A 26,406-nucleotide genomic window follows, 5' to 3' on the forward strand; every position below is an offset into this window, starting at 1 on the left:
CTCAAACCATCATATATTTAAATCGGTAATATGCATATATGAATTACGGTTGTGCAACCGGCACTTCCTGATGTTTCTGCAAAAACTCCAGCATCCGCCGATACACGAGAATCTCATTCGTTTTTCTGGAGAAGCCATGGCCTTCATCATCCAGAACGATGTATTCCACGTCTACCCCTTTCCCCTGCAACGCGGCCACGATCTGATCCGATTCCGCCTTCACGACCCTTGGATCATTGGCCCCTTGAATGACCAGCATCGGGTTGACCATCTGGTCCAGATACGTAATCGGTGAATCCTTCGTTAAGCGTTCGCGGTCACGGACCGGATCACCCAGCCAGTTGTCCATCATCGGTTTCCAGTCTTCCGGCACAGATTCCAGGAATGTGAACAGGTTACTTGGCCCAAAAATATCAACCGCAGCGCGGAATAATTCCGGGTGACGCCCTGCCAGCAGCAAGGTCATATACCCGCCGTAACTACCCCCTACCACGAACAGGCGATCCGGTGATGAGATACCCTCGTCAAACAGCCAGTTTATACCGGCAACACAGTCTAACCTTGGGCCCTCGCCCCAATCTCTCTCGACCATTTTGCCAAACTCGGCGCCATATCCAGTGCTTCCCCGGAAGTTCGGAGCAAAAATATGATAACCCTGAGCCAGCATCATTTGGAACATCGGACGGAAGAATTTTGCTTCCGATGCCTGTGGCCCGCCATGCGGCCAAAATACCGTGTAACCATTAGCCTGTTCCGGCTTCGCTTTGAAAAAAAGCGCTTCGATCTCCAGTCCGTCGTAGGAGTTATATCGAATGACATCCGGGTAGACGAGATCGCTCGGATCAAGCCCTGTTACCCGATTGTCAGTCAGTGGTTCCCAGGACTCACTACCTGCCATCAACCGATAGATATTATGCGGCTGGATCGCTCCACGCCCCGAAATATATACGTTGCCAGCCTTGGTAACCGTCACATGTTCTACGGTGTCCAGTGGCATGGCCACACGCCGAGGCTGCTCTGAACCTTTGTCCATCGCGTACATCCGATTCTCGGGACCCGTAAACGTCCAGAAGTATAACGTCTCTGAATCCTTATGCCAGCGGATGATATCCACGTCTTCTCCCTCCACTTTGCACAGAGGACGAAACTCATGAGTATCCAGCCGGTATTCGGCCACATAGGTGTACGGTTCGTTATCATTTGTAATCATCAGAAGCCGATTATTGTCTGCAAATAGGACATACGAAACCTGACTCTGCCGCTCGGAGACCGGAATAATGGATTCCGACTCACCGTTCCGGTATACATATGCTGTCTGGTAGGTATTGGAGTATACATTCAAGATTACATAGGCTTGTTCATCCGAACTCACAGCAATCAGATTGCTTGTGACCTCTTCCCCTTGATGCAAGAGCTCATCCTCTCCCGTTTCCAGGTTCATCCGGCGTGAGTTGAGATAGTTCGGGTTATCCTTACTTGTCATATAATAAAGACGCTGTCCATCCTCGGACAGATGAGAGAAATAACAACGATCATTGGGCTCTGCCGGAACAACAGGAAATGGGACTCCGCCTTCCGGTTTAAGTGCATACAGATGATAATTCTCATCCCCGTCCCGATCAAACGCCGTGAGAATATGACGTCCTTCTGGGTCTGGTTGGATAAACTGGCTGCTCTGATTCAAATACGTCAAAGGATACGGGTAGCCACCCGGCAGATCCATCGCCCAGATATTGGGCTGGCCGTTCAGATTGCTGTCAAAAAACAAACGTTTCTCGTCGGCCGATACGGCAAAATGGAAAATGCGATACGTCTGGAAATACTGTTCTACATCCGGTTTGGGAAACTGAATCATGACAAACCTCCTTGAGTATGAACGAAGTATCAAACAGTGGTAAATTAAGGGTATATTTGTCCATATTATATGCACATCCATTGTTTGCACAATATATATGTCATATTTTTTTCCATTTCAGCTTATTCGATTACGTATAAAAGGTCATATGGGGTTTATCCTCACGGTAATAGTCAAGTCTCTGCTTCATATTTCCGGTATGTAGCTCGAACAAATGACCATCGGGATCGGTAAAATAAATGGATAATGCATCCTTCGGATCGCGTGGTCTTCCGGGAAGAATGTCAGCCCCGGCTGCTCGCAGCTGCTGCACAGACTCGTCGAATTCCTCTTCTTTTACGGTAAATGCAATATGTGTATACGTTCGTTCCGTATAGTTGCGAATGACGTCTTCCTGATTCAAAGCGATCCAAAGTCCGGCAAGTTCGAAATATGCCAGCTTCCGGCCTTTCACCTGAATACGGGCACCGAGAGCCTGCTCATAAAAGGTAATGGACCGTTCCAGATTGGATACGGAAAAGCACAGATGATTAATCCCCTGAATATTCATTTGGCTCCTGACACCTCCACATTTTAATGAACTGTTGCAATTGCTACATCCTTATTATGGTATATTTTGCCCCAAAAACAAATGCCCTTCTTCCTCCTGTCGCACCTTCTTCTGGGCGAATGCATAGTTTAGGCGTATGAACGAACGTGCGAGGGGGATGTAAACCGAATGAATCCTGTCTATCCTTTTTACGGTGAGAAAACGGTGTGCAAGCCACAAAAGCTGGCTTTCCCACCCCAGCATCAGGACCAGCAGCCAGGTCTGGAAACTCTGATGGTGCCTGAACCGATCAGCGAAGATCCTGCTTATATTGGCAGCTGCAAGCTGAAAGGCAAGGTTGCAATTATTACCGGTGGTGACAGTGGAATCGGCAGAGCGGCAGCTATTGCTTTTGCCAAGGAAGGTGCAGATATCACCATCGCTTATCTATATGAACGGACCGACGCCGAAAGGACACGTGAACGCATTGAAGAGCTGGGACAACGGTGTCTATTAATCGAGATTGATCTGCGGTTGAAGAAAAACTGTGAGGCTGTCATCCGAACGACCATGGAAACCTTCGGAAAGATCGACGTCCTGGTCAACAATCATGGCGTGCAGTACGTACAGCCAAGCATTGTCGATATTACGGAAGAACAGCTGTACCATACGTTCCAGACGAATGTGTTTGCCTACTTTTTTCTGATTCAGGCGGCTCTCCCACATCTGTGCAAAGGAGCATCCATCATCAATACGGCTTCCATTACGGCCTATAAAGGTGAAGTGCAACTGATCGATTACTCTTCCAGCAAAGGGGCTGTGGTCTCTCTGACTCGTGTACTCGCCAAATCACTCGCTGCTCAGGGCATTCGGGTCAACTGCGTCGCGCCCGGACCGATCTGGACCCCACTCATTCCATCCAGCTTCTCCGCTGAAGACGTGCAGGTATTTGGAACCGAGACGCCGATGGGCCGGGCAGGCCAACCTTATGAACTTGCGGCTGCCTACGTCTATCTCGCTTCCCGCGACTCCTCCTATGTCACTGGTGAGTGCATTCATGTCAATGGCGGCGATATGGTAACGACCTAGTCATCTGGAGAACACCTCATATCTTGGAAAAAATACATTGGCACTGATATGAATACAACTGTATCATCTCTATTCACGGGCTATGTCAGATTGGATTTCGCATTGGCAGCAGGAGATCATGCCACCTGTTCCGAAGAGGGTTAGGAGTAATTGATCCGGCGAGCCGGAACCTGACATCTTGCGACAAGGAGCTGAACAACCTGATGAACTACGATCCACTCTACCAACCGTATCCGTCTTATCGTGTGCCCGTTTATGCCAAAAAAGGCATGGTCGCCACTTCACAACCTTTGGCTGCACAAGCGGGTCTGGACGTGTTAAAAAAGGGCGGCAACGCCATTGATGCCGCTATCGCCACCGCTGCTGCACTCACCGTGCTGGAGCCAACGTCCAATGGCATTGGGGGCGATGCCTTTGCCCTCGTCTGGACCGAGGGCAAACTGCATGGCCTGAATGCCAGCGGGCCTGCGCCTCAGAGTATATCGATTGAGGCGCTCAAAGCGGCAGGCCATTCGGAGATGCCGAAGCTGGGGGTCATCCCGGTGACGGTGCCTGGCGCACCGGCGGGTTGGGCTGAGCTGAGCCGCCGATTCGGGCGGCTTACGCTGGCGGAAGCGCTGGAACCGGCTGTCCGCTACGCGGAAGAAGGTTACCCGCTTGCGCCGGGGCTGGCTCGCCATTGGGCAAGGGCAGCCGACATCTATGCGCGCCAAGGCGATGCGGAAGCCGGCCGTGCGTGGTTTGAGACGTTTGCCCCAGGCGGGCGTGTTCCAGCCGTGGGCGAGATGTGGCGCTCGCCGGATCATGCGGCAACACTGCGCCGGATTGGCGAGAGCGGTGCGCGAGACTTCTATGAAGGCGAACTCGCGGAGCGTATTCATTCTTTTATGGCAGAACACGGAGGTTACCTGACCAAAGAAGATCTGGCTGCATTCCAACCTGAGTGGGTTGATCCGATCTCGGTCTCCTATCGCGGATATGACGTATGGGAGATCCCACCGAACGGTCAGGGGCTGATTGCTCTGGCAGCACTCAATCTGTTAAAGGGATTTGATTTTGAAGAAAAGGAATCCGTCCTGGCATATCACAGGCAGCTGGAAGCCATGAAGCTGGCGTTTGCCGATGGGGAGAAATACATTACCGAGGAACGCAAGATGGGCGTATCGGTGCAGGAATTATTATCCGAAGCGTATGCAGATGAACGGCGCAAGCTCATTGTTGATATGGCGCTTCCGCCTGAAGCGGGCGACCCAAGGGCAAGTGGAACGGTGTATCTTGCAACGGCAGATGGTGAGGGCAACATGGTTTCCTTCATTCAGAGCAATTATATGGGCTTCGGCTCCGGGCTGGTTGTGCCAGGCACAGGCATTGCCCTGCAAAACCGTGGACATAATTTCTCGCTTGATCCCGATCACGCCAACGCACTGGAGCCAGGCAAACGGACATTTCATACGATCATTCCGGGTTTCCTCACACGCGGTGATGAAGCAGTCGGACCATTCGGGGTCATGGGCGGTTTCATGCAGCCCCAGGGTCATGTGCAGGTCGTCATGAATACGTTGGACTTCCACCTCAATCCACAGGCTGCGCTCGATTCTCCGCGCTGGCAGTGGACCAAAGGCAAAACGATTCTGGTTGAGCCTGGATTCCCTCAACATATTGCACAGGCACTTGCCCGCAAAGGGCATGATATACAGGTCGCCCTCGATCCGTCGATGTTTGGACGCGGCCAGATCATCTGGCGCAACCCGGGCAACGGCGTATTGTGCGGCGGCACGGAAAGCCGGGCAGATGGCTCGGTAGCAGCGTGGTAATACGTTGCAAGTGCAGCTGAATGAGAGCGGGAACGTAATGCTCAGGAATATTGCATATGCTGCGGGAACCGGGAAAACCGTTCATATATATGAATTTTTTGATTCATGATATGTAGTCATTCATCATTCGTTTGGTTTCAAGGAAAGGGTAAAGAAGAGATCTAATCGGTCTCTTCTTTACCCTTTTTTTGTCTTTCTTTTTCCCGTTGACCAGCAAGACGTAGTACAGGTTCAGTATAGAATTCATGCCTCTTCAGATGTAAATTCTATGTATAATTTATGGATTTCATTGGAATTTCATTGAGTTTTCGTAAATTTTCATCCTTACCCATTATAGAGACTCTGCTCTCGTCCGATATACATATAGAGGAATTGCTCACCTCACACGTCATCTCCATCTTATAGAAAAGAGGGCATATGCACATGAAAACACAATGGAAAATCAAATTCGGGTTCACCATGATGATGGTTCTAGTTGTTCTGATGCTGGGAGCATGTTCGGCAACCGATAAGGTGTCCCCCGCAGATCAGCGAACCAAAGTCGGAATCGTTCTTACGGATGTCGGCTTGGGTGATCATTCTTTCAGTGATGCATCTTTTGAGGGATTGGTACAGGCAAGAAACGAGAACAGTATTGTTTTTGATTACAAGGAACCTGGAAAGGATTTGACATCCGAGGCAGCCTTTGAGCAATTTGCGAAGGATAAAGTTGATCTGATTATTGGTCTAAGCGACACGATAAAAACCGATCTGGAGAAGGTTGCTCAGAAGTATCCCGATCAGCACTTTCTCATCATTGACGGGCATTCCGATCTCCCCAATGTGACCTCCATGTCCTTCAAAGCAGAAGAAGGCAGCTATCTTGCAGGTATCATTGCTGGCTTTGCAACAACCGAAGACCATGTAGGCTTCTTAGGTGGAATGGATATTCCGGTGCTTCACGATTTCCAGCAAGGTTTTGAGCAAGGTGTAAAGGCGGCTAATCCGGATGCCACAGTCCATGTCGTGTACGCCGGGGATTTCGGCAACCCTGATCTTGGAGGAAAGCTCGCGGCGCAGATGATTCAGGAACAGCGTGTTGATGTCATTTACGTTGCTGCCGGACTTACCGGCATAGGCTCAATTTCAGAGATTCAGAGATTGGGTAAATACGCCATTGGCGTGGACCAGGATCAGTTCTTTTTAGCAGAAAAAGCAGTACTCACTTCCATGCTCAAAAATGTAGATGTCTCTCTTCATAACGCCATTAATACGTTCATTCAGAACCAACATTCATTTCCCGAAAAAGAAATGTTCTATGGTCTGGCAGAAAACGGCGTAGGTTTAACCGCCCTACATAACATCACACTCACGGACGAACAACAGCAAACGTTCGAAGATTTGAAAGCACAGATCGCTTCCGGCAAAACCAAAATTACCCTAGATCAATAAACCAATTGCTAATATGGAGGCACGCTTATGAAATTGCAGGGAAAGCTGATAATGAATGCCGTAGTATCGTTACTGTTATGCCTTTTGCTTGTAGCCTATATCATTATTCAATTGCTGAGCATGAATGCCAAAAATCAAAATCTGGTGCCTGCCATGCTGAAGGTCACGGAGCTGAACGCTAACCAGATACAGACCGAGCAGGCGCTCGATGTGTACTCGTTCTCCATGACAGCTGGCAATCAGGATAATGTTGCACGCTTGCTGAATGAAGGTAAAACCATGGTAAAGCAGCTCACAGAAGGCTTGCTGGAGACGGATGAACAGCTTCGCCTGATTCAATCGATCCAAACCAAATTAACGGCTCTGGACACGGGCGCCACCGAAGCCATCACAGCCATGAACAGTTCGGACGCCAAACGTTTCAGCTCACGGGTCAAAGGCATACAAAATGATATTTATATGCTGGATGAGGTGACCCGGGATCGATATGACCAATATACAGTAGATCTTGAACAAGATATTCAGCGGACCTGGCAGATTGCTCTCGCCGGAGCCATCATCCTGCTTGTCGCTGTTCTGCTGTTCAATATGTACACTTCACGCAAATTGGCGAGACGCATCCGTACCTTAAAGGAAGCCGCAGGACAAATTGCGAACGGCGATCTTACGCAGCAGCTTCCGGAGACACGAGGCAAGGATGAACTGGATGACTTAAACCGCTCCTTCCGTCTTATGACGGGGAATATTCGCAGTATCATTCAATCTATCGGTGCGGCAGGAAACCGTGTTGATGGGATGGCACAGGACATTGACCGCGGTAATGATACTGTGCAAGCCATTGTGCAGCAAGTATCCAGAACAACCGAAGAGCTATCGATTGGCAGTCAGAAAATTGCTGAGGATCTAAGTGACACGGTCATGGTCGTGGACAAGATGCAGCATATGTTTGAAAGCAATCTTCAGGCGACTTCACAATCGGCCATCTATGGTAACGAAGTTTTGACTTCCGTGCAGGAGGGACACATTGCCGTACAGGAACAGCTTCGACTGGCTGAAGTAAACCGGATTGCCATGTCTGAGGTAGAAAAGACTGTCCAGGAATTGGAGGAGAGCGCCTCCCGGATCGCAACCATGACTGCTTATGTATCAAGCATTGCTACGCAGACAACCCTTCTGTCTCTGAACGCCTCCATCGAAGCGGCACGTGCAGGTGAAGCCGGACGCGGCTTTGCTGTCGTCGCGGGGGAAGTGAAGAAACTGGCCGAGCAATCCGAGCAATCGGTACAGCATATCTTTGGGGCTGTCGGTGAAATCACAGCGGCTATGGGCAAAGTGAAAAACTCTGTGACACAGAGCATTCAGCTCTTTGCAGAACAGGAGCAGGCCACCGGAAAAACCGGCGAATCCTTCTCTGGCATTCGTCACAGTGTAGAGCGAATCAGCACAAGCATTAACCAGCTTACGGAAGACATGCAGCAGTCCAGTGAACTTAGCGCACAGGTTCAGCAGGCGATTGAAAATATCAGTGCCATTACGGAACAATCGGCTGCAAGCAGTGAGGAAATTACAGCTTCTACGGCCGAGCAACAACGTTCGTTCGCCGAAGCAAGCACTAAGGTGAAAACCCTGCGGGATATCAGTGCAGAGATGCATCAGGAGCTTTTACGGTTCCGGTTGTAGTGGAGTCATGATAAAAGAATAAAGAGAAGCGGCTGTACCGGAGGTTGAAAGGAACTTCCTTTCTCGGGTCGAAGCGCTAATCCATTCTAACGAATCGACCACACCTTAATTGGAGGATTTGGGTCGAATGCACAGATAAACGAACTTCAGTCACGTTATTCTCGTTATAATGGTACAAACTTGGGCCAGAACCTGCCGATCAGTGAAATCACGTCGCTGGGATGCTAGCGCAGATTAATGGAAAATGCTGCTCATAGCGTGTTTGATTCGTTAAAAGTTAATACCACTAAAAAGGGATGTCCTCGTCATGTTTATGACTATGGGACATCCCTTTCTTTATGTTATGAGTAGTTTATATCTTTGTGCTGTGTGCAGAGGCATGCAGCACATGAAGGACATGTACTCTCTAACTGCACCTATCACACGAGCTCAAAGCAGTGTAAATGCAGCTTATGAAGTAACGATTTACCAAGAGTGCTGCACCAATCATGCCAGGGATTTATAGGGCATCCATGATATCCCCGGCGAGCAGGGATGCCGGATCACCGCGCAGCAGCGCGGTTCTCTCCCCTGCCTGGCCGTGGAGGAACACGCCAAAGGCTGCAGCCTGCTCCGCGCTGAGCCCTTGGGCGAGCAGACCGGCGATAATGCCGGTCAACACGTCTCCTGCACCGCCGGTTGCCATGCCAGCGTGCCCCGTGGTGTTGATATACGCCTCGCCGGATGGCGTTGCGATGACCGTTCGTGCTCCCTTGAGCACCAGGATCACGCCCTGCTCGCGGGCGTACCGTACAGCGTGTCCAATTCGGTCACGCTGTACTTCGGGGGTCGACATGCCCAGCAGTCGGCCCATCTCTCCAGGGTGCGGCGTCAGGATGGTCGCCGCACTTCGTTTGCCCCAGTCGCGAGGCCCGGTTGGGCCAGCGTCTGCAAGCATGTTGAGGGCGTCCGCGTCGATGACGAGCGGGCGATCCGAATGTTGCCACAGACGGCGCAGCCAGTCTGTGTCGCCCTTGAAGCGGCCGAGGCCCGGGCCGGTCGCGAGCACGTCACGGCTTTCCGCGAGACGCAGCACGGCGTCCGCGGAAGCCGCGTTCCACTCGCCGCTGTCGCCATCTGCGGCGGCAGCGAGCATGAGCTCGGGCACGGTGCCGATGACATGCGGCAGCAGTGCCGCGGGCACCGCCCATGTGGCGAGCCCGCAGCCAGCGCGCAGCGCGGCTTTGGCCGAGAGCAGGCCTGCGCCGCTCATCGGCAGACTGCCTGCGGCCAGCAGCACGTGGCCGTAAGTGCCCTTGTGGCCGTCCGGTGCCCGGAGTCGGCCCGGGTCCACGCGCAGCGCACTGCGCAGCACCTCTTCCGTCAGCAGACGGACCGAGGGGCCATGCTCCGGCGCAAGCCGCGCCGGAATGCCGATGGAGCGCACCACGATGCGCCCCGCGGCAGATGCACCCGGGTACTGCACCAGCCCGCGCTTAAGTAGCGCGAGACATACGGTCACCCGGGCCTGAATGCAGGGCTCATATACCTCCCCGGTGTCGGCATTCAGCCCACTTGGCACATCGGCGGACACGACCGGCTTGCCGCTGTCGTTCACCGCCTCAATCAGCGCCGCGTATGCTCCGCGCGGCGCCCCCCTCGAGCCGGTGCCCAGCAGCGCATCCACGATGCCTGTGCACTTGCTGAAGTCCACGGCTTCGCGCCCGTGGACCAGAGCAGGGATGCCGAGCTGCGCGGCGGCATTCTGCTGCACTGCGGCTTCGCCCCGCAACGCATCAGGCGCATCGGCGTAAACCAAAGTCACGCCGAGCCCCGCTTCAACCAAATGGCGCGCCGCAACCAGCCCGTCGCCGCCATTATTACCCTTGCCGATCAGCATGTACCACTGCTGATCACCGGGTTGCTCCATCACGAGCGCCGGATCGGCGATGATGTCGCCACCTTGAGCAGGCCGATCCCCGGGCCCGGTGTGCGCCCGCTTCCCGTTTTTGTTCCAGCAACCATACTGCTTCGAACGGTGGTCAACATCGTCTTCCCGGCACAGCCGGATAACTTCCTCAGCGATGGCTCTGCCTGCGTTCTCCATCAGACTGGCAGCAGGAATGCCAAGCTGCTGAATCGTATGCTCATCCACAGCTCTCATCTGTTCAGCGGTTACGATAAACAACGTTCATCCCTCCCCGGTGGCCTCTTCGGAAATTTACAGAAAGATTGCTAGCTTACCTAAAACTTTTAATAACCTACTGTAAACCGGGATTGAATAAATTGCGGATCATCCAGCTCATCCACCAAAGCCGCTGCGAAATCGCCAACGGAAATCGAACTCTCACCAAGATCATCTGTAATCACACGATTCATTCCAACCCGGAACAGGCCTGTCCGTCTTCCTGTTGTGATCGTAGCCGCAGGACTCATGTAGGTCCAGTTAATATCCGATGCTTCAATCAGGTTATACGCATCGACATGAGCCTTCGCCAATGGTTTAACTTCCTCAGGGAATCCTGGTGTGTCCATCAGCATTTCTCCAGAATCCGTAAGCAAGCTTCCTGCTCCACCCACGACAACCAAACGTCCTGCTTTTCCACGACGAACACCCTCAACTAGTGAACGTGTAACTTCCAACATCTCTTCCTCCGCACCAAACTTCGGTCCATAGGCACTCACAACGGCTTCCTGTCCTGCTGTAAAATCAGCAACCTGGTCCGGGTTAAGCAAATCCCCTTCTACCACACGCAAACGCTCATGCTCCATCTCCACCTTCGAAGGATCACGAACAATCGCCGTTACCTCATGTCCGCGGTCCATTAACTCCCACAGTATCGTCTTCCCAATCGCTCCGGTTGCTCCAAAAATGGCAACTTTCATATCAAATCCCTCTTTTCAGTAGATATCATCTTGTCAACTTACCGTTATTTTAATACTTAATCCCATTGTTATATACCTTAAACGGCTCACGCCATCTTAAACCGTCTTTACCCACTTGTAAACCATGAGTCTAGCTCATCTCCTCATTCCCATGTACATTCCTTATTAAAACAAGTAAGCCCAGAACCATTCTGAATAAACTTCATGATCTAAATCTTTAATGATATGAGTTCCAGCTACTCGCAAACAGTTATGCAAGACAAGCTTCATAGCTGCCTCCATACAGGGCCGCTTCCAAAAAGGACGATGATCTGCTCATAGGCTAAACGGATGCCGTTTGCTGTCTGGAGCGTTGCCCCTGTTCCTCTCGGAAAGGCCGGACAAACATGCTCCCCAGTCCCATGACAATAACAAATGCGCCGATTCCCATGTACACCCAGGATGGATTATACGTTTCAATGAGCCAGCCTCCGAGCAATAAACCCAGCGGATTGCTGATGCCACTCATTAAGACCCCCATACTGTTCATGACACGTCCCCTCTTTTCTTCCGGTGTGGATAGAAGAATTGAGGTCACCAGAGGTACATTTACGAGGGCAAGCCCCAGCATTAACAAGAATGAACAGGCGATGGCGATATACAGATTAGGAAACATAGGCATGAGTAGCAAACTTGCACCTGAGATGAGATAACTGATTAGGAACCATCGAGCAAGCGAAAGCCGTTTGGCATATTTCCCGCTGAGCAAAGAGCCTGCAATACTACCAGCGGCAAAGGCAGATTGGAGAAGACCGTAGCCTTGTGGTCCGGCATGAAGAACCATGTCAGCAAAAATCGGAGTGAAGATGTGCAGAGGCGCGCCAGCAAAGTTGATAATGGCACCAAAAATGATGCAGCTGGCCAGAATTTTACGCGAAAACAAGAAGGTAATCCCTTGCAAACTATCCTTAATGAAGCCAGAAATCCCTTTTTGTTTGACCACTTTGGTCATCGGAATATGAATAAAGACAATGGAGAGAGCAGATAGCAGAAAGGTAAGTGCATAGATGAAAAGGATGGACTGGACTGAGATGAACGCTACCAATATGCCTCCTACAGCATATCCAAGCAATTCAATTGTTTTGGAAGATGAGTTTAGAAGTGCATTGGCTGGTGCTAACTGTTTCGACGGGTCGGGCAGAATTGCGGGGATGACGGTCTGGGTTGCCGGATTGAACAAAAATCCAAGAATCGCAATGAGCAAATTGGCAGCATAGATATGCCACGGCACCATCTGACCACTCATGAATAAAAGCGCCAATATACAGGCCACGCATGCTCTAAGTACATCTGTCCAGATCAAGAGCTGCTTTTTGGGCAGCCGATCACTGATTGTAGCCAGTGGTATACCCAAAAAAGCATAGATAAAGTATGGCAACATAGGAATCAGTGCTGCTGCGAGTGCTGACTCGGTTAGTTGAAGAATATACCACATCGTAGCCATGGAAAATAAAATTTGACCCGCACCGGATATCAGCCTGCCTGCAAGAAGTACACAAAAAGATGGAAGACGCAGAACAGATCCGTAACTGTCGTTATGGATTTCATTTTTCGTCTGTTTCATTCACTCTCTCTCCTTTCCCTTCGATCTCACTTCCAGTTTCACTTTGCAGACGTGTCAACAAACCTGAATTGCGAATGGACTGTTGTATTTTGGCCTTTACCCGCTCAAGCTCTGCCGTATACTCCTGAATCTCGTTCAATAACGATTGATGAGTCCGAATCCCTTCCCTGATTAACATCGCCGTTGCATCAGATCGGTTCTTGGCCAGTTCAAGAAATACAAGCTGATCAATAATATCAATCTCTTCCTGACTTAATCTTACGGAGACAACCCCCTTGGTTCCCGATAGGTTTCTGCTGGCTTGCTCCATGGACCGTTCCACCATTCGATTAAATTGAGTCCGCTGGTCTTTATCCAATTTTGTCTCCTCCATTCTGCATTTATTATGATTATCGTATTTTGTAAATCGTAAGTTGTATTTAAATTACATTATACTTGTAAATAAATGGATGTAAAGCAAAAAAACCTATGGATAACCAAAGGTTTAATTAGTTGGATACACGAATGAGGTATTGATAGGCTATTTCCCATATATAAGGCTAATTTTATTTAAACAGGCTTAACTCAGCTTATTTCCGCTCTATTCCCCTTGTCTCCACCACATGCCTTCCGATTTCGGACTGGTGTAGGTGAAGCCGAATTGAGCGTACAGACGATCGGCAGGAACGTCAGCCAATAGGCTAACCAAGCCACGAGCAGGCACATGTTCACGCAAATAATTCATGATTTCGCTCATGATCAATTTGCCATATCCTCTTCCCTGCTGGTCCGGGCGCACGGCGATATCCACCACCTGAAAGAAGCAACCACCGTCCCCGATGACCCGGCCCATGCCTACAATTTCATTTTCTTCACGCAGACATACGGCAAAAAGACTATTGGGCAGCCCAATCTCCGCCCCCTCCTTGCTCATCGCACTAAGACCTGCGCTTTTCCGTAACGCTAGGTATTCTGCTGCTGAGGGCGGTGTATGTTCAATGTGGATCTGGTCCATAGATCATGCTCCTTTCTTATTAAATCTATAATTATGTGTAGAATTAAAAAATTCATGGAAATTACATCTTCTTTGCATGGGTGCCGTGGTCCTTCTTATGACAGTAAATTCCTACTGTTCCTGCTTGAATTCACGCAATTCCTGTGTAATAGTGAGAGAAAGCTTATGTGAACCGTGTTTCATGCTACACTACAGTTTTTGCAAAGGAGGAACCATTGTGCTTCAACGCTGGATGCTTGCTCTATTCTCATATCCGGGCTTCGTGGCGGTACTACTCGGAATGATCGCTGTGCTGCTTGGACTCTACGTATGGTCAGCCACTGAGGTCAGACGAAGCCGGGACAGGCGAATGCACGCGATACGAGATACATTATACATAAGTACAACCCTACTGGGACAACTCACAGCCAAAGAACAACGGAAAGTTGCTATAACGGAACATGAGCATCATGAATTATTAACGGCCATGCTGTCCTGCAGAGCCGCAGTGCATCTGTCTCCACAGCTTCAGGATCAGATCCGCAGCTGTATTATCGATGTTGATCCCGCTCGACTGGCATTGATGCACAGGGCTCTGGAACGAGAGAGCGCAGCATTGTCCGATGAATTGAATCGATACGCACATCCTGACCAGTGGGGAAGAGCGATCTGGAATGTCATTCGTCCAGCTGCCGAGCCCACCGCTGTAGTAGCTGTACTGTACCTAATCGCTGATTTTGTGTTTCGTCAACAAGGTCTGTTGTATCCTTTCTGGCATTCATGGTTCAATGCTTTGCCATGGATACGCTTCGTTTCCTTGATCATCACGGTGTTCTATGGTTATCTGCTCTGGTCCAGCCCAAGACAGGGTTCATCGGGCACAGTAACCAAAGCACTTGTTACTCTAATTGCCATGTGCTCGCTGCTTCATCTGATCGGACTTGCTGCTGCTCCCTACGCATTGGGATTGCAACTCATCCTGTTCATCTCTGGCTTCAGCCTGACAGGAACGCCTTCTCGCAGTGATCGCCCCTATGCGGGACACACCGATTCGGATAAGGAATTGAATAGCATTGCAGAAGCACATGAGGATGAGAACTTGGATATAGAGCTAAACCTCTATAAACCACGCACATCCGGAGCCATTTCCGAAAAATAAACCTTCTTTTAACTTGGTTTGCCTGCATCATCAGACTCAGTTCATTCAACACCAAAAAGAGAAGCCCGCAAAATCGGCGGCTTCTCTTTTTAGTTTCTACTATTTTTTGCATTATGCCTAATTCAATCCTGGATTACATGAAGCCTATCCCTTCGCGCTTGCATTCGATGAGCGCAATGAACGGGGTGAGCTGCTTCGTGCAGTGCTGCCGGATTTGGAGGCGCTGCCGGAGGGCGTATTTTCAAAACGCTTGCGTTCGGTGCGCTCCATCTGCACAATCTGGCCTTCGTGTACAACGATGTGTAATGAGCCAAACTCCATGTCATTCAGTTGTCCGGCAATTCGATCCATCCATACCTCATCCACTTTTAACGGCTTAGCCATAGAGCCGCCTCCTCTTCTCGGGCTACTGCCCGCTATATTCCTCAAGTGCGCTGTCATCCAACCCGACTTATAATTCATTCTTATCCAACCTATATACTTGGTTTATACATTAGCAGGGCTTCCAGTAGCTGTCAATCCGAATTTTCATGAAGTTTAAACAAAATCCATTTTCATTCGGAACCCTCTTCAAAACCAAGATGATCGGCATGGATACAGGAGTGTTACATCACTTTTCGGGAATCGTTTTATGACCCAACCAGCTCTTGAGCAGCAACGTTGCCAGAGCCAAAATCAGCAACAAGGAGGCGACGGCAAACGAAGCGGAGAATTGATATTCGTTATACAGGATCTCGACATGCAGCGGCAAGGTGTTAGTCTCCCCGCGAATATGTCCCGATACAACAGACACGGCCCCAAACTCGCCCATCGCCCGCGCATTACACAGAATAATGCCATACAGCAGTCCCCACTTGATGTTGGGAAGTGTCACATTCCAGAAAATCCGCCACCCCGAGGCCCCAAGCGTAACCGCCGCTTCTTCTTCCCTCGTGCCCTGATCTTCCATTAGCGGAATCAGTTCTCTGGCAACGAAGGGAAACGTAATGAACAACGTTGCGATGACAATGCCGGGCAGGGCAAAAATAATTTTGATATCATGCTCGGCCAGCCAAGGTCCAAACCATCCATTCGACCCAAAGACGAGGACAAAGATCAACCCGCCTACCACAGGCGAAATCGAAAAAGGAAGATCGATCAGGGTGATCATGAGTCCTTTGCCCCTGAATTGGAACTTAGTAATGACCCACGCAGCCGCCACACCAAATATCGTATTGAGCGGTACGGTGATTCCGGCAACCAGCAGCGTAAGTTTCAATGCCGACATCGCGTCCGGCTCGGTAAGCGCGGCGATGTAGACACCCCAGCCTTGCTTTAACGCCTCCATCAGCACGATCACCAGCGGCAAGATGAGCAGCCAGAGCAGCACCAGACTTGCCAACCCGATCAACAACCATTTAACCCACGGTGCTTCCGTCGTTGCTCGGTTTGGCCCCGGCCCGGTTCTTACACGGGAAGCAGGCGTTAATGGAACGGAACCCGCCATATTCTGTACCTCCTTTTGGTTTAGGTTGGTTCACTGCTTACTAAGCTCTGCCTGCCTTGCGGCTCCAGCGTTGAAGTGAATTAATGATCAAGAGCAGGACAAAAGAGACCAGCAGCAGCAGCAAGGCTACCGCCGTAGCTCCCGCATAATCGAACTGCTCCAGCTTCGCCATGATCAGCAGGGGCGCAATCTCCGTTTTCATCGGCATATTGCCTGAGATAAACACCACTGAACCATATTCGCCAATACCTCGGGCAAAGGCTAACGCAAAACCGGTCAGCAGCGGCGGGATCAGATCCGGAAGCAGGATCTTTCGGAATATCCGCCATCTTCCCGCTCCGAGCGTAGCCGCAGCTTCCTCCACCTCGGTCTCCAATTCCTGCAATACCGGCTGCACCGTACGCACCACAAACGGAATCCCAATAAACATCAGCGCGAGCGTAATGCCCGCCTGTGAATAGGCCAGCTTGATGCCCAGAGGTTCCACAAACTGCCCAATCCAGCCATTCCCGGCATACAGCGCCGTTAAGGCAACCCCCGCCACTGCTGTCGGCAAGGCAAAAGGCAGATCAATAACGGCATCAAACAGCCGCTTTCCAGGGAACTCATACCGGACAAGTACCCAAGCCAGGAGCAACCCGAGAACCAGATCGATCAGGGCCGCTGCACCTGCAGTCAGAAAACTCACCTGGAAAGAAGCCAGTACCCGGGGATTGGTCGCCACCTCAATCAGTGTGGACCAGGTCAGCCCCGTGGAGTTAAACAAGAGCGCTGCGAGTGGAATAAGTACAACCAGGCTCAGGTAAAGCACACTGTAACCCATCGTTAATCCGAATCCCGGCAGTGTGCGACTCCGGGCCACCATCACCTTGCTCATGCACGTTCATCCTCTCTGCCTTCAGTCGGTCGGACTGGTTGGCCGCTTACATGGTCACGCAACATCATCGACGTCAGATGCATTAGCTGCCCGGAACATAGATCTGGTCAAAGATACCGCCATCATTAAAGTGCTTGGCCTGGGTATCGCGCCATGTACCAAATACATCGTCCAATGTGAACAGCTCAAGCTGCGGGAATTGATCCTTGAACTTTTCCTTCACGCTGTCCAGGGTTGGACGGTAATAGTTCTCGGCAGCAATGGTCTGCCCCTCTTCGCTGTACAAATATTTCAGATAGGCGTCCGCCACTTCGCGGCTGCCCTTTTTGTCTGCATTTTTATCTACAATCGCTACAGGTGGTTCAGCCAAAATACTGACCGAAGGCACCACAATATCGAATTTGTCCGGACCCAGCTCTTTAACTGACAAGAAAGCCTCATTCTCCCATGCAAGCAGTACATCACCAATACCGCGCTCTACAAACGTAGTCGTCGCTCCACGTGCTCCAGAGTCAAGGACAGGTGCATGTTTGAACAGCTCTGCAACAAATGCTTTGGCCTTCTCTTCATCATTGTTGTTATGTTTGAGCGCATATCCCCATGCCGCCAGATAGTTCCAACGTGCCCCGCCGGACGTTTTTGGATTCGGGGTAATGACTTGGGTATCTCCCTTGATGAGATCATCCCAGTCCTTGATGCCTTTTGGATTGCCTTTGCGTACCAAAAACACGATCGTTGACGTATACGGGGAGCTGTTGTGCTCGTATTTGTCCTGCCACCCCGCATTGATCAGACCTTTATCTTCAATAGCATCGATATCGTATCCCAATGCCAGAGTAACCACATCTGCGTCCAGCCCATCAATAACAGAACGACTTTGTTTACCTGAACCGCCATGAGACTGCTTAACCGTTACTTCCTGACCTTTCTCTTTCAGCCAGTACGCCGCAAACGCCTTGTTATATTGCTCATAGAGTTCACGTGTCGGATCATAGGATACATTCAGCAGCTCGATCGCTTTTGCCCCTTCTTTGCCACCTTCCGTTCCCCCCGATGTTGCTGCCGCATTCGTGCCACCGCTATCCGATCCGCATGCCGCCAGTACCCCTGTTAACACCAATGCCAGACCAACCAGAATACCCTTATGAATTCTCTTTTTCATAGATAACACTCCCCCCGAATGGATCTGCAAGATTACCTCAACAGGCTGAACAGCAAGGAACGCACCGAAAAAAACAAAAAACGGAGGAACCCCCGCGCACTTCTCCCTCATAAAGTCATGCCGGCCCAAAGGCCGTGTATGCTTCATCCAGAAATGATGCGCTGCGGTGTTCCTCCGTCTATACGGTGAGAACGTTATTCTGTTCACGTTACGATCGCTCATGTGACTGTAAATGACTGCTTCCGCAAATAGAGCATAGTCATTTTTATTATTCCTACCTGTTTAGTGAGTTATATACGTATCATAAGGGCAGTACATATGACTGTCAAACGTTTTTTTTCCGATTTCTACCGAATATCTGTGTAAATGGCAGAAAAAGAAGAACAACGGACCAAAGTCCGTTGTTCCCTTGTCAGCGGTAAGTTTAATTCGCTGTAACATCATCTCTGGGGTTGGCATGAGTTCATGCCCTTTCCCCCTTATTTGCCAGCGTACCGGATATTCGGTACGGGAGGTGTGCTCATGCTATCTCCCAAATAAAAGCCCGTGTGTGGCGGTTGGTTATAGGCTACATTTTGCCAAGCTACGCCAAGACGGTATACCGGATCATGCATCAGGGTGTAGATCCGTTTGTCCGTAACGGCTGTTGTCGTGTAGATGCGTAGTGCAGAGCTGTCATTGGTCCGCCATACCACTTCTTCTCTCCAGTCGCCGAACAGGTCAGCCTGCAGATTCGGTGTGGACTTCGTTCCATTATTGGAAGAAACACCGGATGCCGTCAACAGATTAACCGTTTTGCTATTGGCGTAGTCCCATTTATCAATCCGGTTGCTGTCCAGCAATTCACGGAGCAGATCACCGTCCCACCAGATGCCAAAATTCGTGGAGGAAGGCAGGGTTGTCCCTATTTTCTGTCCTTTGGCTGTATACAAGCCACCATCCGCCCACACTTCTGCCCCCTTATAACGTGGATCGATATCGGCTGCCATGCCACGTCCAATATCTTTGGTCGTAGGGATGCCCCAGATCAACTGACCTGTACGCGCATCACGGAATTCCACTCCGGCATTGGACGGTGTCTCATGCACCTGGAATACTTCAAGTCCTGCACGATCCGGGTCCAGATCACTGAGATGCATCGCATCCCCATGATGGAGTCCTGTCGTGTAGAGTCCTTTGCCGTTATCATCTACCGCCATCGCGCCATATACGATCTCATCTTTGCCATCGCCGTCCACGTCTGCCACGCTCAGATTATGATTACCTTGCCCAGCATAACCGGAATTACCTGATGTATTGGAATCAAAAGTCCATTGTTTCGTCAATTGTCCATCCCGCCAGTTGTACGCCACCAGCACGGTTCGGGTGTAGTATCCACGCGCCATGACCAGACTGGGCCGCTCCCCATCCAAATACGCAATCGCAGCAAGGAATCGATCGACCCGGTTGCCATAGTTGTCTCCCCAATCGGACACATTACCGCGCGCTGGTTCGTAGTTCACCGTGGAAAGTGCTTTGCCGGTCTGTCCATTGAAGATCGTAAGGAACTCCGGTCCGGACAGAACGTATCCGCTGGAGTTACGATAATCCTTGCTGGCATCCCCGATGACTATGCCCGTACCATCCTTCGTACCATCAGCCGTTTTCATCGCCACTTCGGCCTTGCCATCTCCGTCCAGATCGTACACCATGAACTGGGTGTAATGGGCACCCGCACGGATATTTTTACCCAGACTGATACGCCATAAGCGTGTTCCATTCAATTTGTAGGCATCGATAAATACTTCACCCGTGTAGCCGCTTTGGGAATTATCCTTGGAGTTGGACGGGTCCCACTTTACAATCAGTTCATACTCGCCGTCCCCGTCCACATCGCCTGCACTCGCATCATTGGCACTGTACGTGTAGGCTACACCATCCGGTGTTGTGCCTCCTGCGGGTACACTGAGAGGTACAGACAAATAATTATTTCCCCATACGCTCGCTGCCGTCGAAGCAGCCTGTTCGGTTCCACTGACTACGGCTCGAACCGTATATTTGGAACTACTTGTCCCGCTTGCATCCTGGAGGTTGGTGCTGTTCGTTATGGGCGATGCATTTACCTTAGTTCCATCCCGATAGACATTAAACGATACATTCGACCCTTCCGTACCCAGAAGCCGCCAACTGACAAACACACCTGTGCCTGTCTTCACTGCAACTACACCTCGGTCCAGAAACTCCATCTGACGGGCACCAGCAGCATGAGTGACTGGTATGTTTCCAAGACCGAGCGAAGTAACCAGTAACGCAGAACTCAGCAGGGATACCCCTGCGGTCCGCAATGTACGCTTCCATAACGATCGTTTTCCCATAAAGCCATTGCCTCCCCAATCGAATTGGTAAGCCCGATGCCCTTGGTAGCGCCATCTCACATCCATGTAAGCGCTTTAATATGTTCATTTTAAATTAAACATATAATTCCATCTATAGGTCTAACTTAGTAATTTTATGTATGAAAAAAAGGAAAAAAGCCGAAAGATGAATCTTTCGACTTGGATGCTTCTTTCTCACAAGCTCGATCGGAATTTGAACGTAACAAAGAATGTTGTGTCATCCCACCTTATACTACCGGAGCAATACACACTGGGCGGGGTATCTCCAGCTTGAATCCGTTGTGTGTTAGGCGTCCATCTTCACCATTGATCTGAAAAGCAACCAGGTTGTTGCTGTCCTGATTGGCCACCAGCAGAATACCACCGGGAAGTAGGTTGAAGTTACGCGGAGTCTGACCGATAGTGGAAGTCCACTCTATAGCCTCCAGCTCACCGGATTCCTGGTCAATGTGATACAGCACAATGCTGTCGTCCCCACGATTGGAAGCATACAGGAAACGGCCACATGGGGACACACGGATATCCGCTCCCGTACCTTCACCAGAATGTCCTTCAGGCAGTGTGGTGATATGCTGCAACGTAGTGAACTCACCTCTGCGTTGATCATACATGAATGCCGTAACGGTGTTACTCAATTCATTAATCACATAGGCCCATTTCGAGCTTGGGTGGAAGACGAGATGTCTCGGTCCAGAGCCTGGAGGCTGATTCATCTCACGATGCGTTACCAGGCGACCTTCTTCCTGACGATACACAATAATCTGATCCAGACCCAGATCACAGACAACGGCATACTGACCTGAGGGGTCTGGTTGGATCGAGTGGGCGTGCGGCCCTTCCTGACGGTCATCATTTTGTCCTCTTCCGGTATGCTCAATCAACGCACTCATCTCTTCCAGCGTGCCTTGATCTCCTACCGGAAATACGTTCACACTGCCGCTGCTGTAGTTTGAAGTCAGCACCCACTCGCCATCCTCCGTGACAGATACATAACAAGGCGATGCGCCCTTCGTCAATTTGCGATCCATCAAGTGCAGCTCACCCGTTGCGGCATCCCTGCGATAGACCAGCACCTCTCCCTCATCTGTCTCACTTACCACGTACAGACCATTCCCATCCGGAGATAAAGCCAGATAGGATGGATTATCCACCCCATCCATATGATTTACAATCCGCAACTCGCCTGTTTCCTTGTTTAACGCACATAGAAAAATCCCCGACTGTTCTGCTGATGCATAAGTACCTGTATAGAAAAAAGCTTCATTCGTTGCTGTCGGTTCCATCGTCTCATTCTCTCCTTATTGATTCAAATGATTAACCTTACACTCTAATTACATGCAATTATAAGAAGTTGTAACCCGAATAGTTGATTCCACTGTTATGTACTTACCCAAATCACAGACCTTTGCTTCAGTGGTTATCTTTCCTCACCATAATACAAAGCATAAGGCCTTACAATAGTCCATTCACTTTGCACATATTCCAACAGAATTTCTTGTAGAAAAACAATGGAAAATTACAGCAACCTTTTGAGGAATAGGGTCGTCTATAGGGACAAATAACTTTTATACAAAGGGATACTCCCTGGAAAAGTGAGGCGAATCTGATATGAAAAAAAATATATTGGCTACATTAACAGCCGGAGCTTTACTTACCCTTTCTCTGAGCGCTGGTCCGATTCACGCCGCTCAAGCGGAATTCACTGATATTCAAGGTATTGTGGGGGCAGACAAGATTGAATCCCTACATCAGGATGGTTTAATCAAAGGCGTGAGTGATAGCTTGTTCAAACCGGAACAGGAACTAAACACAGCTCAGGGTATCCAGCTCATTGCAGATGGCCTCCATCTGAATTTGGACACGATTCGTTTTATCAAACAACCCCTGCCAAGTGACTACTTCTCCAACGTAAAAGATGGCGTATGGTACAGTGATGCTTTTGTCCGTGCCCAATTCAATGGCATTAAGATGTCCAACGATATCGATCCTTCCAAGGCGTTGACCCGTGAACAGTATACCCTTTTCTTGATGCAGGGCATTGAAGCCAAAGGCGGCCTGCCGATGATTAACATCAAACCTGTAGACATCACGGATGAAAAAGAGCTGACTCCAGAATTTCAAGGTGCTGTTCAACGTTCCCTTGTCTTGAAGATTAATACACTCGATGCAGAAGGCAACTTCAATCCGAAGGAAACGATTACCCGCGCCGAAGCTGCGGTTATGATGTATAACGCAATTGAGTATCTGGAAGATTTCAATGCACCGAAAATCCCGGAAACACCAGAGAAATAATGCCCTTCTTCATCATTTAAATACCAAATAGCCGCATGTTCCCTCTAAAGGGGACATGCGGCTATTTACGTTATATATATTACTCTCTATAGCGATAACTGATCCAAAATCAGTCTTAGAAAGAACCTTTAACAACAACTTCGGACAGCGGGAAACGACCTGCCGGACGAGCTGGTACTGCAGCTTTACCTACAGTGATCAACAACGTTGGTAAATAACGCGCAGGGATGTTGAATGTTTCGATCAATTGTTGCGGGTTGTAACCACCCATTGGGCAAGTATCATATCCCAGGGAACGTGCAGCAAGCATAATGTTCTGTGAAGCAAAAGATGCATTGCGGATTGCTTCGTCACGGGCGATTTGCGGATTTTGGTAAGCACCGTTGATCTGTCCAACCAATGCGTCACGAACTTCAGCCGGGATCGCACCTGCTTCAACAGCCTGATCATAAATCACGGCGTTGCGGTTTGCTTCCAAATCTCCGAGTACAGCGATCGTAACGGAGCTGTCTGTGATTTGACTTTGGCCGTAAGCGATTGGCAGCAACTTGGCTTTGTCTGCTTCGGATTCGATCACGAGGAATTTCCAGTGTTGCAGGTTCCATGAAGACGGTGCTTCGGAAGCGGCAGTCAGGATAGCGTTCAGATCTGCTTCAGGCATAACAAAACCACTTTCGTACTTTTTGACAGCGTGACGTTCGTTAATCACGCGAAGTGTTTCATTGTTTTCAATGCTGGACATGCGTTCCACTCCCCAAATTCTTTTTTTATTTTTTTACGTTCGCAAGGTCAAACTCTACCGAGTACTCACCTTCCGAAAATAACATCAGCGCAGACGATCGCTTCCATCTGTGTTCACGTTATGCCCGGAATCGCCTGAAACATCAACGGATCTTACAACCGGAGCAAACGCCCTTATATAGCTTGTCCACCATGCCTGATAGCAGCAGTCCAAGGCCAGGTCATGAAGAGCTGTTAACGATCAGTTCTGTCACGACCTATCCTTCATGGCCAAGGGTTCCATAGACAAAGAACATTCTTCCCCATTACCGATACGATGCTTCACATCCTCAATGGATATACGGTCAAAATAAGCGCTTAATGCTTCTTCGCCTCCATCGTAGATACTTCCCATCACATCCTGCATATTGGAAGAAACAACGCACGTTGAACCGGATTCTCCCGAACACCAGCTGGGACCAAGTGATCCACCTGCTACCAGTCTGTACAGTTCTCCAAGCTTGATTTCTTCACTCGGACGGCTGAGCAGATATCCACCGTGGGCACCTTCCTTGGTGGTCAGGTATCCATGCTTCCGCAGCACACTAAGCACCTTGCGTACTCTGGCTGGATGCGTACCAACACTTTGAGACAAGTCTTCACTATTGGCCATACACTCATCCTTCATGGACAGAAAGACCAGACAGTGCACAGCAATGGTAAATTCACTGTTCATTACTTACTCCCTTCCCGGCATATCGTTCACCGCTGAAAATTCAATCCAAGGTAAGTATAACTGTTATTATAGGAATAACAGTTATGTTTGTCAACATTCTCAACTTAGGGGTTAGAAAACCTGATTCCCCCTGTCATACCAGTATATACAGGCCCTTCATAGGCTTAGTAAAAAGGTTGAGTTCCTCCGTGTTTTGAGGGAACAGAACAAAAAAAGTGAGCCTATCGCTTCGCGAAAGGCTCCAATAAGATAGACATATGAAAGGGCTTACGAGATTATTATAATCGGTTATTCCTATTTTGAAAACGCTTTTTTTGTAAAGTGTTTTGGGATTTTAAAATATGCTATTTTTTAAGTAAATCTACATAGGGTATTGCAAAAACTAATGACATTAGTTATATTACTAACAACATTAGTTTTAAGGAGGATTCAATGATGCGAATTACACGTGAGCATGATGTTGTCCAAGTTTCATTCCTTCCACGCCTCTTCCCTGTGAACGTATATCTTGTTGAAGAAAAAGAGGGGTTTACCCTTATTGATGCCGGAATGCCATTCAGTCTCAAGGGGATTTTGGCTACTGCACAATCCTTGGGCAAACCGATTATCAGAATTATTCTGACTCACGCCCATGGTGACCATGTTGGTGCACTGGATGGTCTTAAGGAGGCGCTGCCTGAAGCCGAGGTCTGCATCTCAAGAAGAGATGCCCCACTGCTTGGCGGAGACGCCTCCCTGCTTCCCGGCGAGCCACAGACTCCGGTACGCGGCAGTGTTCCCAAAGCGATCCGCACCCGGCCGGATCGCTTGCTCGATGACGGCGACCGGATCGGATCCCTGGTCGCCATTGCTACCCCAGGCCATACGCCGGGCCATATGGCCTTCATGGATACGCGCAGCCGCGTGCTCATCGCTGGCGACGCGTATCAGCTGCACGGCGGCCTCGCCGTATCCGGCCGCCTGCGCCCGCTCTTTCCGTTCCCCGCGCTGGCGACGTGGAACCGTGAACTTGCTCTTGCCAGCGCCAAGCGCCTGGCTGAGCTGGAGCCGTCCGTGCTCGCTGTAGGGCACGGACGAATGCTGCGTCAGCCCGCCGCGGCCATGCGCGCAGCTACGGCAGACGCGGAGCAGCGGCTGCGCCCTGCCGGGAGGCAACTTTGAGCCCCCGCCAAGGGCTGGATCGCGGCGCTCTGTTAAGCGCCGCCACCCAGCTTGCCGACAGCGACGGATTCCATTCGCTAACACTGGCCGCTCTGGCCCAGCGGCTGGATGTGCGCTCCCCGTCGCTTTACAACCACATCAACGGTCTTCCCGGGCTTCGCCAGGAATTGGCGTTGATGTCCGCACAGCAGCTCAGGCTTGCATTAACTGAGGCTTCTGTCGGCCGTTCGGGTGACGAAGCCATTCAGGAGGTCGCTGCCGCATATATAGGCTTCGTCCGCAAGCATCCAGGGCTATACGAAGCCTTCTTCCACGCCCCGGACCGTCAGGAAGCGCAGCTCGTTGTGGAAAGTACGGCTGCCCTAGATCTGCTGCTCCGCCTGTTGCAGCCCTATACGCTAAGTGAAGCGGAAACGCTCCATGCCGTTCGCGGTTTACGCAGTCTTTGCCACGGCTTCGCCTCCATGGGTGAAAAAGGTGGCTTCGGTATGAACTTTGACCCGGATGAGAGCCTGCAACTGTCCGTGGCCGCTTTCCTGAATGGGCTGCAACATCTTCATTCATAAAACCTGATATATCTTGATGGAAAATGGAGGAGG

The 26,406-nt window shown here is 50.2% G+C and carries 23 protein-coding genes; 8 read left to right on the plus strand and 15 right to left on the minus strand.

Features of this window, described 5'->3' with window-relative positions; translation table 11 throughout:
* Positions 1-43: 43 nt before the first annotated feature.
* Together BUA17_RS21245 and fosB are read right to left on the minus strand one after the other, a co-directional pair.
* Positions 44-1,855 (minus strand): S9 family peptidase, encoded by a 1,812-nt coding sequence (locus BUA17_RS21245; RefSeq protein ID WP_072734911.1) that lies wholly within the window; start codon positions 1,853-1,855, stop codon positions 44-46.
* Between the two features lie 130 nt (positions 1,856-1,985).
* The gene (fosB, locus tag BUA17_RS21250) at positions 1,986-2,405 is read right to left on the minus strand and encodes a metallothiol transferase FosB (RefSeq protein ID WP_072734912.1); all 420 of its coding nucleotides are present in this window, start codon (positions 2,403-2,405) and stop codon (positions 1,986-1,988) included.
* Between the two features lie 168 nt (positions 2,406-2,573).
* On the opposite strand from fosB, the gene BUA17_RS21255 reads away from it, so the two are divergent.
* The 4 genes from BUA17_RS21255 to BUA17_RS21270 all read left to right on the plus strand — a co-directional run bounded on the left by BUA17_RS21255 (position 2,574) and on the right by BUA17_RS21270 (position 8,398).
* Positions 2,574-3,473: a glucose 1-dehydrogenase gene (locus BUA17_RS21255; protein ID WP_072734913.1), complete on the plus strand. Its 900-nt coding sequence runs from the start codon at positions 2,574-2,576 to the stop codon at positions 3,471-3,473.
* 203 nt (positions 3,474-3,676) lie between these two features.
* Entirely contained in the window at positions 3,677-5,287 is a 1,611-nt protein-coding gene (locus BUA17_RS21260) for a gamma-glutamyltransferase family protein (RefSeq protein ID WP_072734914.1), read from the plus strand.
* Positions 5,288-5,710: 423 nt separating this feature from the next.
* Positions 5,711-6,718, plus strand: coding sequence for a BMP family lipoprotein (locus BUA17_RS21265; RefSeq protein WP_244552201.1), 1,008 nt, complete (start codon positions 5,711-5,713; stop codon positions 6,716-6,718).
* A gap of 27 nt (positions 6,719-6,745) precedes the next feature.
* On the plus strand, positions 6,746-8,398 hold the full coding sequence (locus BUA17_RS21270) for a methyl-accepting chemotaxis protein (protein ID WP_072734915.1): 1,653 nt from the start codon (positions 6,746-6,748) through the stop codon (positions 8,396-8,398).
* 499 nt (positions 8,399-8,897) lie between these two features.
* Here BUA17_RS21270 and BUA17_RS21275 read toward each other — a convergent pair whose 3' ends face one another.
* The 5 genes from BUA17_RS21275 to BUA17_RS21295 all read right to left on the minus strand — a co-directional run bounded on the left by BUA17_RS21275 (position 8,898) and on the right by BUA17_RS21295 (position 13,860).
* Complete coding sequence (locus tag BUA17_RS21275; protein WP_072734916.1) at positions 8,898-10,565, minus strand: bifunctional ADP-dependent NAD(P)H-hydrate dehydratase/NAD(P)H-hydrate epimerase; 1,668 nt, start codon at positions 10,563-10,565, stop codon at positions 8,898-8,900.
* Between the two features lie 65 nt (positions 10,566-10,630).
* Positions 10,631-11,263 carry an NAD(P)-dependent oxidoreductase gene (locus BUA17_RS21280; protein ID WP_072734917.1) on the minus strand — a complete coding sequence of 211 codons (633 nt, stop codon included), beginning with the start codon at positions 11,261-11,263 and terminating at the stop codon, positions 10,631-10,633.
* Between the two features lie 322 nt (positions 11,264-11,585).
* Positions 11,586-12,866 (minus strand): MFS transporter, encoded by a 1,281-nt coding sequence (locus BUA17_RS21285; protein WP_072734918.1) that lies wholly within the window; start codon positions 12,864-12,866, stop codon positions 11,586-11,588.
* Positions 12,847-13,224: a ribbon-helix-helix domain-containing protein gene (locus BUA17_RS21290; RefSeq protein WP_063566187.1), complete on the minus strand. Its 378-nt coding sequence runs from the start codon at positions 13,222-13,224 to the stop codon at positions 12,847-12,849. Before BUA17_RS21290 ends, BUA17_RS21285 begins: the two co-directional genes overlap by 20 nt.
* A gap of 222 nt (positions 13,225-13,446) precedes the next feature.
* Positions 13,447-13,860 carry a GNAT family N-acetyltransferase gene (locus BUA17_RS21295; RefSeq protein ID WP_063566188.1) on the minus strand — a complete coding sequence of 138 codons (414 nt, stop codon included), beginning with the start codon at positions 13,858-13,860 and terminating at the stop codon, positions 13,447-13,449.
* A 217-nt stretch (positions 13,861-14,077) separates the two neighbouring features.
* On the opposite strand from BUA17_RS21295, the gene BUA17_RS21300 reads away from it, so the two are divergent.
* Positions 14,078-14,998, plus strand: coding sequence for a hypothetical protein (locus BUA17_RS21300; RefSeq protein WP_063566189.1), 921 nt, complete (start codon positions 14,078-14,080; stop codon positions 14,996-14,998).
* 144 nt (positions 14,999-15,142) lie between these two features.
* Here the strand turns inward: BUA17_RS21300 and BUA17_RS21305 are convergent, their stop codons facing one another.
* From BUA17_RS21305 to BUA17_RS21330, 6 genes are all read right to left on the minus strand, one after another.
* Positions 15,143-15,382 carry a YezD family protein gene (locus BUA17_RS21305; RefSeq protein WP_062322628.1) on the minus strand — a complete coding sequence of 80 codons (240 nt, stop codon included), beginning with the start codon at positions 15,380-15,382 and terminating at the stop codon, positions 15,143-15,145.
* Between the two features lie 226 nt (positions 15,383-15,608).
* Positions 15,609-16,484 (minus strand): sulfate ABC transporter permease subunit CysW, encoded by an 876-nt coding sequence (gene cysW / locus BUA17_RS21310; protein ID WP_063566190.1) that lies wholly within the window; start codon positions 16,482-16,484, stop codon positions 15,609-15,611.
* Between the two features lie 40 nt (positions 16,485-16,524).
* Positions 16,525-17,361: a sulfate ABC transporter permease subunit CysT gene (cysT, locus tag BUA17_RS21315; protein WP_063566191.1), complete on the minus strand. Its 837-nt coding sequence runs from the start codon at positions 17,359-17,361 to the stop codon at positions 16,525-16,527.
* Between the two features lie 82 nt (positions 17,362-17,443).
* On the minus strand, positions 17,444-18,523 hold the full coding sequence (locus BUA17_RS21320) for a sulfate ABC transporter substrate-binding protein (RefSeq protein ID WP_063566192.1): 1,080 nt from the start codon (positions 18,521-18,523) through the stop codon (positions 17,444-17,446).
* A gap of 479 nt (positions 18,524-19,002) precedes the next feature.
* Positions 19,003-20,748 (minus strand): rhamnogalacturonan lyase, encoded by a 1,746-nt coding sequence (locus BUA17_RS21325; RefSeq protein WP_244552210.1) that lies wholly within the window; start codon positions 20,746-20,748, stop codon positions 19,003-19,005.
* 377 nt (positions 20,749-21,125) lie between these two features.
* Positions 21,126-22,181 carry a lactonase family protein gene (locus BUA17_RS21330; RefSeq protein WP_072734920.1) on the minus strand — a complete coding sequence of 352 codons (1,056 nt, stop codon included), beginning with the start codon at positions 22,179-22,181 and terminating at the stop codon, positions 21,126-21,128.
* 325 nt (positions 22,182-22,506) lie between these two features.
* Here BUA17_RS21330 and BUA17_RS21335 point away from each other — a divergent pair, with 325 nt between their 5' ends.
* Positions 22,507-23,190 (plus strand): S-layer homology domain-containing protein, encoded by a 684-nt coding sequence (locus tag BUA17_RS21335; RefSeq protein ID WP_063566194.1) that lies wholly within the window; start codon positions 22,507-22,509, stop codon positions 23,188-23,190.
* Between the two features lie 115 nt (positions 23,191-23,305).
* Here the strand turns inward: BUA17_RS21335 and BUA17_RS21340 are convergent, their stop codons facing one another.
* Positions 23,306-23,932: a nitroreductase family protein gene (locus tag BUA17_RS21340; RefSeq protein ID WP_063566195.1), complete on the minus strand. Its 627-nt coding sequence runs from the start codon at positions 23,930-23,932 to the stop codon at positions 23,306-23,308.
* Positions 23,933-24,181: 249 nt separating this feature from the next.
* Positions 24,182-24,646 (minus strand): Rrf2 family transcriptional regulator, encoded by a 465-nt coding sequence (locus tag BUA17_RS21345; protein ID WP_063566196.1) that lies wholly within the window; start codon positions 24,644-24,646, stop codon positions 24,182-24,184.
* Positions 24,647-25,081: 435 nt separating this feature from the next.
* Between BUA17_RS21345 and BUA17_RS21350 the strand changes: the two genes are divergently transcribed.
* Positions 25,082-25,807, plus strand: a complete 726-nt coding sequence (locus BUA17_RS21350; protein ID WP_170867905.1) for an MBL fold metallo-hydrolase — start codon at positions 25,082-25,084, stop codon at positions 25,805-25,807.
* Positions 25,804-26,373 (plus strand): TetR/AcrR family transcriptional regulator, encoded by a 570-nt coding sequence (locus tag BUA17_RS21355; protein WP_072734922.1) that lies wholly within the window; start codon positions 25,804-25,806, stop codon positions 26,371-26,373. Before BUA17_RS21350 ends, BUA17_RS21355 begins: the two co-directional genes overlap by 4 nt.
* Positions 26,374-26,406: the final 33 nt, after the last annotated feature.

The sequence above is a fragment of the Paenibacillus sp. ov031 genome (assembly GCF_900143165.1).
Classification (GTDB): domain Bacteria; phylum Bacillota; class Bacilli; order Paenibacillales; family Paenibacillaceae; genus Paenibacillus; species Paenibacillus marchantiae.

Bases quoted from the DNA above. Each gene is read 5' to 3' on its own strand.
- BUA17_RS21295 (WP_063566188.1), bottom strand. From the start codon at position 13,860: ATGGACCAGATCCACATTGAACATACACCGCCCTCAGCAGCAGAATAC.
- BUA17_RS21270 (WP_072734915.1), top strand. From the start codon at position 6,746: ATGAAATTGCAGGGAAAGCTGATAATGAATGCCGTAGTATCGTTACTG.
- BUA17_RS21340 (WP_063566195.1), bottom strand. From the start codon at position 23,932: ATGTCCAGCATTGAAAACAATGAAACACTTCGCGTGATTAACGAACGT.
- BUA17_RS21320 (WP_063566192.1), bottom strand. From the start codon at position 18,523: ATGAAAAAGAGAATTCATAAGGGTATTCTGGTTGGTCTGGCATTGGTG.
- BUA17_RS21285 (WP_072734918.1), bottom strand. From the start codon at position 12,866: ATGAAACAGACGAAAAATGAAATCCATAACGACAGTTACGGATCTGTT.
- BUA17_RS21330 (WP_072734920.1), bottom strand. From the start codon at position 22,181: ATGGAACCGACAGCAACGAATGAAGCTTTTTTCTATACAGGTACTTAT.
- BUA17_RS21265 (WP_244552201.1), top strand. From the start codon at position 5,711: ATGAAAACACAATGGAAAATCAAATTCGGGTTCACCATGATGATGGTT.
- BUA17_RS21260 (WP_072734914.1), top strand. From the start codon at position 3,677: ATGAACTACGATCCACTCTACCAACCGTATCCGTCTTATCGTGTGCCC.
- BUA17_RS21305 (WP_062322628.1), bottom strand. From the start codon at position 15,382: ATGGCTAAGCCGTTAAAAGTGGATGAGGTATGGATGGATCGAATTGCC.
- BUA17_RS21350 (WP_170867905.1), top strand. From the start codon at position 25,082: ATGCGAATTACACGTGAGCATGATGTTGTCCAAGTTTCATTCCTTCCA.
- cysW (WP_063566190.1), bottom strand. From the start codon at position 16,484: ATGGCGGGTTCCGTTCCATTAACGCCTGCTTCCCGTGTAAGAACCGGG.
- BUA17_RS21325 (WP_244552210.1), bottom strand. From the start codon at position 20,748: ATGGAGTTTCTGGACCGAGGTGTAGTTGCAGTGAAGACAGGCACAGGT.
- fosB (WP_072734912.1), bottom strand. From the start codon at position 2,405: ATGAATATTCAGGGGATTAATCATCTGTGCTTTTCCGTATCCAATCTG.
- BUA17_RS21280 (WP_072734917.1), bottom strand. From the start codon at position 11,263: ATGAAAGTTGCCATTTTTGGAGCAACCGGAGCGATTGGGAAGACGATA.
- BUA17_RS21345 (WP_063566196.1), bottom strand. From the start codon at position 24,646: ATGAACAGTGAATTTACCATTGCTGTGCACTGTCTGGTCTTTCTGTCC.
- cysT (WP_063566191.1), bottom strand. From the start codon at position 17,361: ATGAGCAAGGTGATGGTGGCCCGGAGTCGCACACTGCCGGGATTCGGA.
- BUA17_RS21255 (WP_072734913.1), top strand. From the start codon at position 2,574: ATGAATCCTGTCTATCCTTTTTACGGTGAGAAAACGGTGTGCAAGCCA.
- BUA17_RS21245 (WP_072734911.1), bottom strand. From the start codon at position 1,855: ATGATTCAGTTTCCCAAACCGGATGTAGAACAGTATTTCCAGACGTAT.
- BUA17_RS21335 (WP_063566194.1), top strand. From the start codon at position 22,507: ATGAAAAAAAATATATTGGCTACATTAACAGCCGGAGCTTTACTTACC.